We start from the raw sequence: 13,852 nt of genomic DNA on the forward strand, positions 1-13,852 counted from the left end.
GGGGCGGCCATGCACAGTTACGATTACCTGCTTTTGCTGGCGTTCTTCGCCATCGTGCTGCTACCGGCACCCTGGCTTGGGCGTTTCTACTTCAAGGTGATGGAAGGCCAGCGCACCTGGCTGACCCCGCTGCTCGGCCCGGTGGAGCGGGGCTGCTATCGCCTGGCTGGCGTCAACGCCGGGCAAGAGCACAACTGGAAGCAGTACACCCTGGCCCTGCTGGCCTTCAACCTGGCCGGCTTCGGGCTGCTGTTCGCCGTATTGCTGCTGCAAGGCAGCCTGCCGCTCAACCCACAGCACCTGGCGGGCCAGGAGTGGTCACTGGCGTTCAACACCGCGGTCAGCTTCATGACCAACACCAACTGGCAGTCCTACAGCGGCGAGGCTTCGGTCAGCTACCTGAGCCAGATGCTCGGCCTGACCGTGCAGAACTTCGTCAGCGCCGCCACCGGCCTGGCCGTACTGGTCGCCCTGTGCCGTGGCATCGCCCGGCGCTCGACCACCACCCTGGGCAACTTCTGGGTCGACCTGACCCGCGCCACCCTCTATGGCCTGCTGCCGCTGTGCCTCGTGCTAGCGCTGCTGCTGGTGTGGCAGGGCGTGCCGCAGACCTTCGCCGACTACGCCCACGCCGTCACCCTGCAGGGTGCCGACCAGACCATCCCGCTCGGCCCGGCCGCCAGCCAGATCGCCATCAAGCAGCTGGGCACCAACGGCGGCGGCTTCTTCGGCGTCAACTCGGCGCACCCGTTCGAGAACCCCACGGCCTGGAGCAACCTGTTCGAGGTGGCCTCGATCATCCTGATCCCGGTGGCGCTGGTGTTCACCTTCGGCCACTACGTCAAGGACCTGCGCCAGAGCCGCGCGATCATCGCCTGCATGCTGGCGCTGTTCCTGATCGGCGGCAGCACCGCGCTGTGGTCGGAGTACCAGCCCAACCCGGCCCTCGAGAGTGCCCAGGTGCAACAGAGCGCGCCGCTGGAAGGCAAGGAGAGCCGCTTCGGCACCACCGGCTCGGTGCTGTGGACGGTCACCACCACCGCCGCCTCCAACGGCTCGGTCAACGCCATGCACGACAGCCTCAACCCGCTGACCGGCATGGTGGCGATGGTCAACATGATGGTCGGCGAGGTGATCTTCGGCGGCGTCGGCGCAGGCCTGTACGGCATGCTGCTGTTCGTGCTGATCGCGGTGTTCCTGGCCGGCCTGATGATCGGCCGCACCCCGGAGTACCTGGGCAAGAAGCTGCAGGCTCGGGAAGTGCAACTGCTGGTGGCGACCCTGCTGGTGATGCCGGTCGGCGTACTGGTGCTCGGCGCCCTCGCCGCCAGCCTGCCAGGCCCGGCCGGCGCGGTGAGCAACCCCGGTGCCCACGGCTTCAGCCAGTTGCTGTACGCCTACACCTCCGGCACCGCCAACAACGGCTCGGCCTTCGCCGGCTTCGGCGCCAACACCCCCTACCACAACGTGATGATCGCCCTGGCCATGCTGATTGGCCGCTTCGGCTACATCCTGCCGGTGCTGGCCCTGGCCGGCAGCCTGGCGGCGAAGAAGAGCGCACCGCAGGGGCTTAACAGCTTCCCCACCCACGGCCCGCTGTTCACCACGCTGCTGCTGGTGACCATCCTGCTGGTCGGTGGCCTGACCTTCCTGCCGACCTTGGCCCTGGGGCCGATCGCCGAACACCTGAGCCTGGGTTTCTGAGGAATCATTGATGAACATGCCCATTCCTGACGTGAAGGCGCAACGCAGCGCCAAGGACCAGACCCGCTTCGCCGCGCTGTGGCGCCCGGCGCTGCTGCAGGCCTTCGTCAAGCTCGACCCGCGCCAGCTCAAGCGCTCGCCGGTGATGCTGGTGGTGGCCCTTACCGCGCTGCTCACCACGGTGCTGTGCTTCGCCCCCGAAAGCGGCGTGAGCACCGGCGTGGCGGTGCAGATCACCGTATGGCTGTGGTTCACCGTGTTGTTCGCCAACTTTGCCGAAGCCCTCGCCGAGGGCCGCGGCAAGGCCCGCGCCGACAGCCTCAAGGCCGGCAGCCAGGGCCTGACCGCGCAGCGCCGCAAGAGCGACGGCAGCTTTGAGACCGTCGCCGCCAGCCAGCTGCGCAAGGACGATGTGGTGCGCGTGGTGGCCGGCGAGATGATCCCCGGTGACGGCGAGGTGCTCGAAGGCATCGCTGCGGTCAACGAGGCCGCCATCACCGGCGAGTCCGCGCCGGTGATCCGCGAGTCCGGCGGCGACCGCTCGGCCGTCACCGGCAATACCCGGCTGGTCTCCGACTGGCTGCTGATCCGCATCTCCAGCAACCCCGGCGAATCGACCCTGGACCGCATGATCGCCCTGGTCGAAGGTGCCAAGCGCCAGAAAACCCCCAACGAGATCGCCCTGGACATCCTGCTGATCGGCCTCACCCTGATCTTCCTGATCGTGGTGGTGACCCTGCAGCCGTTCGCCCGCTTTGCCGGTGGCAGCCTGCCGCTGATCTTCCTCGCCGCCTTGCTGGTGACGCTGATCCCCACCACCATCGGTGGCCTGCTGTCGGCCATTGGCATCGCCGGCATGGACCGCCTGGTGCGCCTGAACGTGATCGCCCGCTCCGGCCGCGCGGTGGAGGCGGCCGGCGACGTGCACACGCTGATGCTCGACAAGACCGGCACCATCACCTTCGGTAACCGTCGCTGCAGCGCCCTGCATGCCGCCTCGGGCGTGACGGCCAAGGAACTGGGGGAGGGCGCCTTGCTCGCCTCGCTGGCCGACGACACCGCCGAAGGCAAGTCCATCGTCGAGTACCTGCGCCAGTTGCATGACTTCGAAGAACACTCGAGCAGCCAGTACCAGGCCATCGCCTTCAGCGCCGAGACGCGCCTGTCGGGCATCGACTTCCAGCAGCACCGCTACCGCAAGGGCGCCGTCGATGCGGTGCTGGCTTTCGTCGGCATGCAACGCCTGGAAATGCCGGTGCCCCTGGCCCGTGAAGTGGAGCGCATCGCCCAGAGCGGCGGCACACCGCTGCTGGTGTGCGTCGACAAGCGCCTGCTCGGCGTGATCCACCTCAAGGACGTGGTCAAGCCCGGCATCCGCGAGCGCTTCGCCGAGCTGCGCAAGCTGGGCATCCGCACCGTGATGGTCACCGGCGACAACCCGCTGACCGCCGCGGCCATTGCCGCCGAGGCCGGCGTGGATGACGTGCTCGCCGAAGCCACCCCGGAGAAGAAGCTGGCGCGCATCCGCCAGGAGCAGAACGACGGCCGGCTGGTGGCCATGTGCGGCGACGGCGCCAACGACGCGCCGGCCCTGGCCCAGGCTGACGTGGGCATGGCCATGAACGACGGCACCCAGGCTGCCCGCGAGGCCGCCAACATGGTCGACCTCGACAGCGACCCGACCAAGCTGCTGGACGTGGTACAGGTGGGCAAGGAGTTGCTGGTCACCCGTGGCGCGCTGACCACCTTCTCCATTGCCAACGACGTGGCCAAGTACTTTGCCATCCTGCCGGCGCTGTTCGCCGCCATCTACCCGCAGTTGGGCGTGCTCAACCTGATGCAACTGGCCAGCCCGCAGAGCGCGATCCTCTCGGCCATCGTGTTCAACGCGCTGATCATCATCGTGCTGATCCCCCTGGCCCTGCGCGGGGTACGGGTGCAGGCCGCCAGCGCCGCCCACCTGCTGCGGCGCAACCTGCTGATCTATGGCCTGGGCGGGATCCTTGTGCCCTTTGCCGGGATCAAGCTGATCGACCTGCTGCTCAACGCCCTGCACCTGGTTTGAAGGAGAGACTGACATGACTGCTTATGTACGCCCGGCATTGAGCCTGATCCTGCTGATGACCGTGGTTACCGGTGCCTTGTACCCGCTGGCGGTGACCGGGATTGCCCAGGTGGCGTTCCCCGACCAGGCCAATGGCAGCCTGGTGCGTGACGACAAAGGCGAAGTGCGCGGCTCGGCGCTGATCGCCCAAGAGTTCAAGGGCGATGGCTGGTTCCAGTCGCGGCCTTCGGCGGGGGCGTATGCCACCGTGGCCAGCAGCGCGAGCAACTTGTCGCCGAGCAACCCGGCACTGGCCGAGCGGGTCAAGGGCGAGGCTGCCGCGCAATACCAGGCGCAGCAAGGGCCGGTGCCCCTGGCGCTGCTGACCACCTCCGGCAGCGGCCTTGACCCGCACCTGCCGCCGCAAGCCATTACCTACCAGCTGCCGCGTGTGGCGGCGGCGCGGCAGGTGCCGGTGGAGCGCTTGCAAGTGCTGGTGAATGACGCCACCCTTCGCCCATTGGTCGGGCCGCCGGTGGTCAATGTGCTGGCGCTGAACCAGGCGCTTGAGCGCTTGGCTCCCCTAGCCGGCAATTGACCGGACCCATCGCGGGGCAAGCCCGCTCCCACGCAAGACCTTCGATGCGTGGGAGCGGGCTTGCCCCGCGATGGCCGTTACAGGCGCCACCGATCACCGTACAACCTAAGGATCGAACATGAGCAACCCCACCCGCGCCGACGCGCTGTTGGCCGGCCTGCCCCGCGAAGGCCGGGGCCGACTCAAGGTATTCCTCGGCGCCGCGCCCGGGGTCGGCAAGACCTTCGCCATGCTTCAGGCCGCCCATGCCCAGCAGCGCCAGGGCGTGCAGGTGGTGGCCGGGGTGGTCGAAACCCACGGTCGCGCCGAAACCGAGGCCCTGCTCGGCGGCCTGCTCCAGCAACCCTTGCTGCGCAGCGAATACCGTGGCGTGCTGCTCGAAGAAATGGACCTCGACGGCCTGCTCAAGGCCAAGCCCCCGCTGGTGCTGGTCGACGAGCTGGCCCACAGCAACGCCCCCGGCAGCCGCCACGCCAAGCGCTGGCAGGACGTGCAGGAGCTGCTGGCCGCTGGCATCGACGTGTACACCACGGTCAACGTCCAGCACCTGGAAAGCCTCAACGACAAGGTCCGCGACATCACCGGCGTGCAGGTGCGCGAAACCCTGCCCGACTGGGTTCTGCAGGAAGCCTTCGAACTGGTGCTGATCGACCTGCCGCCGCGCGAGCTGCTGGAGCGCCTGCGCGAGGGCAAGGTCTATGTGCCCGAGCAGGCCCGCGCCGCCATCGACGCCTATTTCTCCCAGACCAACCTCACCGCCCTGCGCGAGCTGGCCATGCAGACCGCCGCCGCCCAGGTGGATGCGGACCTGGCCAGCGGCTACCGCCAGCGCGGCCAGGAAGCGCCGGCCTTGCGCGGCCGGCTGCTGGTGGGCATCGACGGCAACGACCAGGCCGAACGCCTGGTGCGCCATGCCAGCCGCGTTGCGCAACGCCGCCATTTGCCGTGGAGCGTGGTGCATGTCGACAACGGCCGGCTGCGCGACGAAACCGCCCGCCATCGCCTGCAGGCCGCCCAGCAATTGGCCGAACGGCTGGGCGGTGAAGTGGTGCTGCTCAGGGCAGGGGAGGTGGCCCGCACGCTGATCCAGCACGCCGCCGAACGCCGCGCCAGCCTGGTGCTGGTGGGCCAGTCCCGCGACCTGCTGCGCCGGCGCTTCTTCGGTGCCGGCGTAGCGGCGCGCCTGCTGCGTGAAAGCCATGGCCTGGAAATCAACGTGCTCGACCGAGACGCCCAGCCACAGCCGGCCAGTGCCGCGGCCAAGCGCGTGTGGGTGTGGCGCCACTACCTGCTGGCGCTGGTGGCCACGGTGCTGGCGGCCGGTCTGTCCTGGGCCGTTTCCAGCGTGCTGGCGCTGCCCAATATCTCGCTGGTGTTCCTCGCCGCCGTGCTGCTGGTGGCGGTGCGCAGCAGCCTTGGTCCGGCATTGGCCTGCGCCGTGCTGTCGTTCCTCGTCTATGACTTCCTGTTCATTCCGCCGAACTTCTCGTTCAGCATCCAGCGCGAAGAAGACGTCCTGACCCTGGTGTTCTTCCTGTTGATGGCCGCGCTCACCGGCAACCTCGCCGCCCGCCAGCGCCGCCAGTTGCAGGCCCTGCGCGAGACCCAGGCGCAGACCAACCAGTTGCTCGATCTGTCGCGCCGGCTGACCGTGGCCACCGACCGCCAGGCCGTGTTCAGCGCCGCCGGCCAGCACCTGAACGGCTGGCAGGACGTGCAGGTGTGCCTGCTCGAACGCAGCGCCGACGGCCTGCTGCAAGTCGCCAGCGGCGATGCGCCGGCCTTCACCGACAACGAACGCGCCGCCGCCGAATGGGCCTGGCAACACGGCCAGGCCGCAGGTTTCGGCAGCGACACCTTGCCCCACGGCCGCTGGTGGTGGTGGCCTCTGGCCGTGGAGGAGCAACCCCTGGCCTTGCTCGGCGTACGCCCGCGCAACGGTGAACCCATGGGCGCCCAGCGCCGTCGCCTGCTGAAGGCCCTGGCACAGCCCCTGGCCCAGGCCCTGGCCCGAGCCCGCCTGGGCGAGCAACTGGAGGCCGCGCGCCTGCACGGCGAAACCGAGCAGCTGCGCAGCGCCTTGCTCGCCTCGGTGTCCCACGACCTGCGCACCCCGCTCACGTCCATGCGCGGCAGCATCGACAGCCTGCTGGCGCTGGGCGACGCCATCCCCCCGGCTGACCGCCGCGAGTTGCTCGAAGGCACCCGCGACGAAGCCGAGCGCCTGGACCGTTACATTCAGAACCTGCTGGACATGACCCGCCTCGGCCATGGCAGCCTCAAGCTCGCCCGCGACTGGGTGGCCCCCGCCGATATCGTCGGCAGCGCCCTCAACCGCCTGCGCGTGGTGCTGGCGCCGCTGCGTGTGCACACCGATGTGCCCGGCGAGCTGCCGTTGCTGTTCGTGCATGCGGCGCTGATCGAGCAGGCGCTGGTGAACGTGCTGGAAAACGCAGCGCGCTTCTCGCCGGCACAAGGGCGGCTCGACTTGCAGGTGAAGGTGCAGGACGAGCAACTGTGCTTCGCCGTCAGCGACCAGGGCCCCGGCATCCCTGAAGACGAGCGCGAAAAGATCTTCGACATGTTCTACACCGCCGCCCGCGGCGACCGCGGCGGGCAGGGCACCGGCCTGGGCCTGGCGATCTGCCAGGGCATGATCGGCGCCCATGGCGGGCGCATCCTGGTGGGCGACGGCCTCGATGGCCACGGCACCTGCATCACACTATGCTTGCCGCTGCCCACCCAACCCGATAGCGAAAGTGAAGCCCCATGAGCCAAGCCGCCACCCTGCTGGTGATCGACGACGAACCGCAGATCCGCAAGTTCCTGCGTATCAGCCTGGCGTCCCAGGGTTACAAGGTGATCGAAGCCGGTACCGGCAGTGAAGGCCTGGCCCAGGCCGCCTTGAGCAAGCCTGACCTGGTGGTGCTCGACCTCGGCCTGCCTGATATGGACGGCCAGCAAGTGCTGCGCGAACTGCGCGAATGGAGCACGGTGCCGGTGATGGTGCTGTCGGTGCGTGCCAGTGAAGTGCAGAAGGTCGATGCGCTGGATGGTGGTGCCAACGACTACGTGACCAAGCCCTTCGGCATCCAGGAATTCCTCGCCCGCGTGCGCGCATTGCTGCGCCAGGCGCCGCAGGTGGGCAGTGCAACCTCGACGGCCAGCTTTGGGCCGCTGGTGGTGGATTTTGCCTTTCGCAAGGTGACGCTGGAGGGGTTGGAAGTAGCGCTGACGCGCAAGGAATATGCGCTGCTGGCGCAACTGGCCGGGCACCCGGGGCGGGTGATTACCCAGCAGCAGTTGCTCAAGGACATCTGGGGGCCGACCCATACCGATGACACGCATTACCTGCGGATCGTGGTGGGGCACCTGCGCCAGAAGCTGGGGGATGATCCAACCGCGCCACGGTTCATCATTACCGAGGCGGGGGTGGGGTACAGGTTGGTCGCACCAGCGCAACTGTAGCGAGGGCACGTGGGAGCGGGCTTGCCCCGCGATGAATGCGCGGGGCTTGATGGCACCTGCTTTGCCGGTAATCGCGGGACAAGTCGCAGCGGCGCACCGCCGCTCCCACGATGTTCACATCAGCGCGTATCGCACTACTGAGTGTTAGACACTCAGTTCCAACGCCAGCAGCTCCTGTACAGTCTGCCGCCGGCGGATCATGCGCACCTGACCCTGCTCGATCAGAAACTCCGGCAACAGCGGCCGGCTGTTGTAGTTCGACGACATGGACGCGCCGTAGGCCCCGGCATCGTGAATCACCAGCAGGTCACCGACCTTGGCTTGTGGCAGCACTTGTGGCGTTAGCTCCTGATCGTCCTGGGTAAACACATCCCCGGACTCGCACAATGGCCCGGCCACCACGGTCGGTTGCAGCGGGCGATTCACCGGCCGCCCCACGGCATCGAACAGGCTCATGCGGTGATAGGCTCCATACATCGCCGGGCGCATCAGGTCGTTGAAGCCGGCGTCCACCAGGATGTAGTGGTTGTTGCCCATCTGCTTGACGGCGCGCACCTCGGCCACCAGGTAGCCAGACTCCGCCACCAGATAGCGCCCCGGCTCGATCTCCATGCGCACGGGGTGGCCGAGCATCGCTTCGATCTCCGCCCGCGCCACCGCCCAGGTACGGGCATAGCACTGCAGGTCCACCGGCTGGTCGTCCTGGCGGTAGGGCGTGGACAGCCCGCCACCGATGGAGAAGGCTTCGATGTCCATGCCCAGTTGGCCGATCAGCCCGACCATGGCCCCGGCCACCTGCTCCAGGTGCTGGTAATCCACCCCCGAGCCGATGTGCATGTGCACGCCCACCAGGTGCAGGCCGTACTGCTTCACGCAGGCCAGCGCCTCGGGCAGTTGCTCGTGCCAGATACCGTGCTTGCTGTTTTCACCGCCGGTGTTGGTCTTGCGGCTGTGGCCGTGGCCGAACCCTGGGTTGACGCGCAGCCACACCCGGTGCCCGGGGGAGCGCTCGCCCAGTTGGCGGAGCATGTCGATGGAGCCGGCGTTCACTTCGATACCGGTCTCGACCACCCGCGCCAGGGTCGGCTGGTCCAGCACGTCGCAGGTCAGCACCACCCCGGCTGGCTCGCCGGATACCTGCGCGCCCGCGGCGAAGGCACGTTCCATTTCACCCAGCGAGACCGCATCGAGCACCAGGCCACGTTCGCGGATCAGGCGCAGGACGTGCAGGTTGGGGTTGGCCTTTTGCGCGAAACGGACGGTGTCGAAGTGCTGCAGCAACTGGTCGATGCGCTGGCCGATGGTTTGCGCGTCGTAGGCCCACAGGGGCGAGCCGTGTTGGCGGACGGCGTCGGCCAGGAGGGTGGAAGGGGTGCTCATGGTGGTGTTCCTTGTAATGGATGCACCGATGGTGAGCTAATGGATGGATTCAGAAAAATAGCTAATTTTATTTAATCTATTCATATTTGATATGCATATGCATGTACTCATGCGTGGGAGCGGGCTTGCCCCGCGATCACCGGCATAGCCGGTGCCAAACACCGCGTTGCTTGCATCGCGGGGCAAGCCCGCTCCCACGACACCACTACCACGAGCCACCCCCATGAAACTCTCCGTCCGCCACATCGAAGTGTTCCGCGCCATCATGGCCGCCGGCAGCGTCACCGGCGCCGCGCGGCTGCTGTTCACCTCGCAGCCCACCGTCAGCCGTGAGCTGGCGCGCATGGAGCAGGTCACCGGCCTGAACCTGTTCGACCGCGAAGGCGGGCGCCTGGCGCCCACCGCCCAGGCCTTGCTGCTGATCGACGAGGTCGAACGCACCTTCGTCGGCCTGGAACGCATCGACCGCTTTGCCCAGGCCATCCGCAACTTCGAGCAAGGCCGGCTGGCCGTCACCTGCCTGCCGCTGTTCTCGCAAACCCTGCTGCCCAGGGCCTGCCAGCGCTTCCATCAGCAACACCGTGGCGTGAGCGTGAGCATCACCGCCCAGGAGTCGCCGCTGTTGGAGGAATCGCTGGTCGCCCAGCAGCACGACCTCGGCCTGACCGAAGTCGAACAGGTGCCCCGGGGCGCGGTGGGCGAGCTGCTGTTCAGCGCCGACATGGTCTGCGTACTGCCCCAGGGGCACCCGTTGCAGGCCAAGGCTGTGCTTGAGCTGAGTGATTTCGATGAGGTCGACTTCATCAACCTGGCCAGCCTCGACACCTACCGCCAGCAGCTCGACCAGCACTTTCGCGCCGCCGGGGTGAATCGGCGCACGGTGATCGAGACCACCAGCGCGGCCTCGGTGTGCGCCATGGTCCGGCAGGGGTTGGGGGTGGCGATCATTAACCCGCTGAGCGGGCTGGAGGCGGGGCAGGGTGGGTTGGCGATTCGGCGCTTGAGTATCTCGGTGCCGTATCGGGTGATGCTGATCCAACCTGAGCACCGGCCGGCGTCGGCGGTTGTGGAGCCGTTTTGCCAGGCTTTGCGCGAGCAGGCACGGGAAATGACAGCGGCGCTGGGCGGTAGCAGCGCTCAAGTGACCGCATAATCCGGGACAGCTTTGTCCCACCACAAGGAAGCACAATGAACGGATCGCAGCCCACGACGGCAAAATCCCTGGGGGATCTCGAACCCCTTCCAGACGCAGTATCGACCCTCACCCGGTTATTGCTGGATGAAACCCATGAGCGACACGAAGATATCGTGTTCGAACTCGGGCTGCTCGGCGATGCGGCAGCCGTCCCTGCCATTGCGCAGGCGGTGAACATTCCGTTCGCCAGCCTGGTGCGCTGGGGCAACCTGCAGGAGTTCCAGCGCAAGTGCGCGTATGCGCTGGCACGGATTGGCACCCCGGAATCCCGCGCAGTGCTTGAACGCATGGCGAGCAGTGCCGACCCGGACATCCAGGCTTATGGAGAAGAAGGGCTGGCTCGTTGGCCCCTTAAGTAGAAACGCCATCGAATCCCACTCGGAGGCGGGGCAGGGTGGGTTGGCGATTCGGCGCTTGAGTATCTCGGTGCCTTACCAGGTGATGCTGATCCGGCGGTTTCAGGCGCGGGAGATGGAGGCGGCATTGGCGAAGGGGGGATGAGCCCGTCGGAACGAATCAAGCGGGGGTTGGGTCAACAACTGCATTGGTGTTCGAGAACGCTCCATAGCAGGAGGATTGGCCATGAGTACCCTGACGATAGAAGGTTGGTGCAAAGGCAACGGTGATCGCCGCTCCACCCCGGTGGGCGATATCCATTTCGACATCCAAGGCCCCACCCATACGTTGCTGGAGCAGGCCGAAGAGCGCCTGCAACAGAGCCATGAGCCCGAGGCCATGGTCGATGTCGACATGGGCACGCTGAACCTGATGTTGCCGGAAGGCTATGGGCCGCTGTCCGACTGCCGTCTGCGCGTGTACCTGAGTGATGATGAGCGCGGGCAGTTTCACCTGGTGGGCCATCGGGCTAGCGATGGCAGCCTGATCTACACCAATGCGGTGCTGATTGCCCAGTTGAGTTGAGGTCCTGTGGCGGCCAACCAGGCCTGAGTGCATTCACTCTCAGGCCGTGTTGCCCAGATGGTTTAAGTGGAATTATTCCAGGCCAATAATTATTGAAATCCAATAATTCTGGATAAAACGGTGACAGACCTTTGCCAGCGCCCCGAGCTGATGGCGGCGCAGGCCAACGTCACCTGACCTTCCCAACCGGCGTGAAACTGCCGACCAGGTTCGGGCCAACCGTGTTCTTCGGCTTGTAATCCGCCTCGTGTTTCAGCCGGTCCTCGACGCTTGGATCGATGGCCTCCCGGCCAAACAGCGTTTGCCCGATGTCCCGGTAGTGGGGCGGATTGAACTGGCTATAGGCGCCGCCGAGGAACTGCTTGTAGGAGTTGGTGATCGGCAGTGTGGTGGTGGGCAGGCTGGGGATCTTGCTGGTGTCCACCGCCAACCCGCATTCGACCGCCTTGTTGATCATCCACGTCAGGGCGATATCCGAGAGGCTGTTGTCCGGGTAGCCACCGCCGATATTGGCGTGGGCACCGGAGAACCAGACTTGCTCCACACGTTGGTTGGGTTTGCTCTTCGGATCCCACAGGGTGCACTGGTAGTTCTTGCGCCATTCATCGATCGCTAGCGCGTGGAAGGCGTTGTGGACGATCGAGCTCAGTTCGGTGTCATGGAATTCGTAGTACGACCTGTTGAACCAGTCGAAGGATTCCAGCGGCACGCCCAGTGCGCCGACGGTATCCCAGATGCCCAGCATGTGGATGGTGATGTTGCGTGAGAAGTTGCTGCGGAAAAGTTGTGCTCTGTCCGAGTCGGCGCCCTCGTCCCGGGTCCGATACAGGCCATAGGCCTCTTCTGTCAGGTCGATATGCTCGGGTTTGAGCAACCCTGCGTTGCGGATCAGGCCCACCAGACTGCGCGCGGTGTAGGCGCCCCGGCTGAAACCGAAGATGTGGACCAAGTCACCGGGCTCGTAGGTGTTTGCCAGGTGACGATAGCCTTCGAGGATCTTATCTGAAAGCCCCACGCCGAAGGCACCCCCGCGGATGCGGTCGTACCATGCCGTGCCAACGCCTGGGTCATACCATTTGTTCTGGGTGGTACCGTCCTTGTCGCGAGCGAGCAGGGCCGCGTGCAACTTCCACACGTTGGTGCTCTTGCTGCCTTTGATTTCGGATTTGGTATCCGGTGTATTCCAGGTGCCGTCAAACGAGATGATGATTTTCTTGGGCATAGTCCGTTCTCCTTCGCCACTGTGCTGCCTGGGCTTTGAACCGCACTGGGCATGGGCGTGAGTAACGGGTATTTCGTGCAGGGTGCAGCGCAAGTTACGGCTGGTGGTGCGCTGACACATGCTCCCAGGGCCATTCACAGATGCTGTTCTCAGCGATCACTGTAGCCCTACATTTGTTGGGGTGCCTTGAAGGTTATGCCGGCAAGGACGTACTGAATTGATCCGCCGCAGGGCATGAAGCGCGGTGGCGAGGTTTCATCATGGGCTTGCACTTCATTCGTAGCCCATATCCAGATCCTGTGCCTGGTCAGCCAGTTCTCTCATCGTCGCCCGGCTGATCCCATCGCGCTTGTCCTTGTAGGCAATCAAGTCAGAGAACGTGATAACGGGTTGACCGTCAGCGCTGGTAACAGGCATTGCCCCCACATCCAGCAACTTCGCCAGATGCGCGCAAGAAACGTTGAGGGCATGGGCGGCTTCGGGGATGGTCAGCGCAGATTTTTCCATGACGGTGGTGCGCTCCACGCCATGGAATTCATCGCGAATCTTCTGGTACCCCAAGCGTGCGTAGAATGCTTGGGCAGTGATGGAGGACGGTACGCGCAGTGACTTGATGCCAGCCCTGACCGCCTGTGCATGGATGGCATCCATCAACTGTTTGCCTATACCTGCCCCTTGGTGTGCTGGCGCAACAAATACCGTTCTCACAACATCGCCATCCAGGCTTGCCGTCGCCAGCAATTGCCCTTGGCAGGTCGCCACGAATACCACTCGGTTAGCGAGCAATGTAAAGACTGCCGCAGGCGAAAAGCTCTGCTCGACCTGGGCAATCACCTCTGCTGGATAGTCTCGTGCGTTGGACTCGCGCAATGCCGCGATCACGATACGGCTGATGGCTTCTGCGTCGTCGCGCCGAGCGCGACGGATATGACACTCCATGAACGCCTCCTAAGTTGATCTGCCCAGTGTAGGAGCGGCCTTGCGTCGCGAGAGGGCTGCGAAGCAGCCCCAGCGATGTCAGCGCGATAGGGAAGTCTGGAGCACCGGCAAGTCCGCTGCTTCACCTTGGGCGTGCAGCTACCAATCAGCTCCAATCTTCAGTGCTTCATCCCCAACTCAGCATCATCCATCAGCGCCTTGGCCAGCGCGCTCAGGTAATACGATGCCCAGAGCAGTTGCGGTTTCTCTTCCATGATTCCGGCGATGGTCAGGTCGCGCACGCAGCCCATCAGCTCCGAAGCTTGGTCCCGCGCATGCTGGCAGGGGATGCCGGGCTCAATGCAGAACAGCGGGGCGGTCATGCCTTCGCCTTGGTAGAAC

General features: G+C 65.5%; 11 protein-coding genes and 2 pseudogenes. 9 read left to right on the forward strand and 4 right to left on the reverse strand.

All coding sequences use genetic code 11. From position 1 onward, the window contains the following. The first annotated feature begins 9 nt into the window (after positions 1-9). From kdpA to F6X61_RS10765, 5 genes are all read left to right on the forward strand, one after another. A complete protein-coding gene (gene kdpA, locus F6X61_RS10745) occupies positions 10-1,704 on the forward strand; it encodes a potassium-transporting ATPase subunit KdpA (RefSeq protein WP_153786622.1) in 1,695 nt (564 codons plus the stop codon). 10 nt (positions 1,705-1,714) lie between these two features. Beyond that, positions 1,715-3,769 (forward strand): potassium-transporting ATPase subunit KdpB, encoded by a 2,055-nt coding sequence (gene kdpB, locus F6X61_RS10750; protein ID WP_153786623.1) that lies wholly within the window; start codon positions 1,715-1,717, stop codon positions 3,767-3,769. Positions 3,770-3,782: 13 nt separating this feature from the next. Further along, a complete protein-coding gene (gene kdpC / locus F6X61_RS10755) occupies positions 3,783-4,346 on the forward strand; it encodes a potassium-transporting ATPase subunit KdpC (protein ID WP_153786624.1) in 564 nt (187 codons plus the stop codon). 118 nt (positions 4,347-4,464) lie between these two features. After that, positions 4,465-7,119: a sensor histidine kinase KdpD gene (locus F6X61_RS10760; protein ID WP_153786625.1), complete on the forward strand. Its 2,655-nt coding sequence runs from the start codon at positions 4,465-4,467 to the stop codon at positions 7,117-7,119. Next, positions 7,116-7,814: a response regulator gene (locus F6X61_RS10765; RefSeq protein WP_153786626.1), complete on the forward strand. Its 699-nt coding sequence runs from the start codon at positions 7,116-7,118 to the stop codon at positions 7,812-7,814. The genes F6X61_RS10760 and F6X61_RS10765 overlap by 4 nt, the downstream gene beginning before the upstream one ends. A 144-nt stretch (positions 7,815-7,958) precedes the next feature. Here F6X61_RS10765 and lysA read toward each other — a convergent pair whose 3' ends face one another. Beyond that, on the reverse strand, positions 7,959-9,194 hold the full coding sequence (lysA, locus tag F6X61_RS10770; protein WP_153786627.1) for a diaminopimelate decarboxylase: 1,236 nt from the start codon (positions 9,192-9,194) through the stop codon (positions 7,959-7,961). A 223-nt stretch (positions 9,195-9,417) separates the two neighbouring features. Between lysA and F6X61_RS10775 the strand changes: the two genes are divergently transcribed. The 4 genes and pseudogenes from F6X61_RS10775 to F6X61_RS10785 all read left to right on the forward strand — a co-directional run bounded on the left by F6X61_RS10775 (position 9,418) and on the right by F6X61_RS10785 (position 11,310). Then, positions 9,418-10,347 (forward strand): LysR family transcriptional regulator, encoded by a 930-nt coding sequence (locus F6X61_RS10775; protein ID WP_153786628.1) that lies wholly within the window; start codon positions 9,418-9,420, stop codon positions 10,345-10,347. Positions 10,348-10,382: 35 nt separating this feature from the next. Next, complete coding sequence (locus F6X61_RS10780; protein ID WP_153786629.1) at positions 10,383-10,748, forward strand: hypothetical protein; 366 nt, start codon at positions 10,383-10,385, stop codon at positions 10,746-10,748. 22 nt (positions 10,749-10,770) lie between these two features. Next, positions 10,771-10,890: pseudogene (locus tag F6X61_RS27565) on the forward strand (LysR family transcriptional regulator); the annotation flags it as partial. A gap of 81 nt (positions 10,891-10,971) precedes the next feature. Next, positions 10,972-11,310, forward strand: coding sequence for a hypothetical protein (locus F6X61_RS10785; protein WP_153786630.1), 339 nt, complete (start codon positions 10,972-10,974; stop codon positions 11,308-11,310). Between the two features lie 169 nt (positions 11,311-11,479). Here the strand turns inward: F6X61_RS10785 and F6X61_RS10790 are convergent, their stop codons facing one another. The 3 genes and pseudogenes from F6X61_RS10790 to F6X61_RS10800 form a co-directional block, all read right to left on the reverse strand. After that, a complete protein-coding gene (locus tag F6X61_RS10790) occupies positions 11,480-12,532 on the reverse strand; it encodes a DUF2235 domain-containing protein (protein ID WP_153786631.1) in 1,053 nt (350 codons plus the stop codon). A gap of 498 nt (positions 12,533-13,030) precedes the next feature. Further along, positions 13,031-13,471, reverse strand: a pseudogene (locus F6X61_RS10795) (N-acetyltransferase family protein); the annotation flags it as partial. 158 nt (positions 13,472-13,629) lie between these two features. Continuing rightward, positions 13,630-13,852: DUF3077 domain-containing protein (locus F6X61_RS10800; protein WP_153786633.1), on the reverse strand; the 223-nt coding region annotated here is incomplete at its 5' end.

This window comes from Pseudomonas sp. EMN2 (assembly GCF_009650555.1).
Lineage (GTDB): Bacteria > Pseudomonadota > Gammaproteobacteria > Pseudomonadales > Pseudomonadaceae > Aquipseudomonas > Aquipseudomonas sichuanensis.

What these genes read in the sequence shown, in the direction of transcription:
- F6X61_RS10765 (WP_153786626.1), top strand. Translation starts at nt 7,116, where the DNA reads ATGAGCCAAGCCGCCACCCTGCTGGTGATCGACGACGAACCGCAGATC.
- F6X61_RS10780 (WP_153786629.1), top strand. Translation starts at nt 10,383, where the DNA reads ATGAACGGATCGCAGCCCACGACGGCAAAATCCCTGGGGGATCTCGAA.
- kdpC (WP_153786624.1), top strand. Translation starts at nt 3,783, where the DNA reads ATGACTGCTTATGTACGCCCGGCATTGAGCCTGATCCTGCTGATGACC.
- F6X61_RS10775 (WP_153786628.1), top strand. Translation starts at nt 9,418, where the DNA reads ATGAAACTCTCCGTCCGCCACATCGAAGTGTTCCGCGCCATCATGGCC.
- F6X61_RS10790 (WP_153786631.1), bottom strand. Translation starts at nt 12,532, where the DNA reads ATGCCCAAGAAAATCATCATCTCGTTTGACGGCACCTGGAATACACCG.
- lysA (WP_153786627.1), bottom strand. Translation starts at nt 9,194, where the DNA reads ATGAGCACCCCTTCCACCCTCCTGGCCGACGCCGTCCGCCAACACGGC.
- kdpB (WP_153786623.1), top strand. Translation starts at nt 1,715, where the DNA reads ATGAACATGCCCATTCCTGACGTGAAGGCGCAACGCAGCGCCAAGGAC.
- F6X61_RS10785 (WP_153786630.1), top strand. Translation starts at nt 10,972, where the DNA reads ATGAGTACCCTGACGATAGAAGGTTGGTGCAAAGGCAACGGTGATCGC.
- kdpA (WP_153786622.1), top strand. Translation starts at nt 10, where the DNA reads ATGCACAGTTACGATTACCTGCTTTTGCTGGCGTTCTTCGCCATCGTG.
- F6X61_RS10760 (WP_153786625.1), top strand. Translation starts at nt 4,465, where the DNA reads ATGAGCAACCCCACCCGCGCCGACGCGCTGTTGGCCGGCCTGCCCCGC.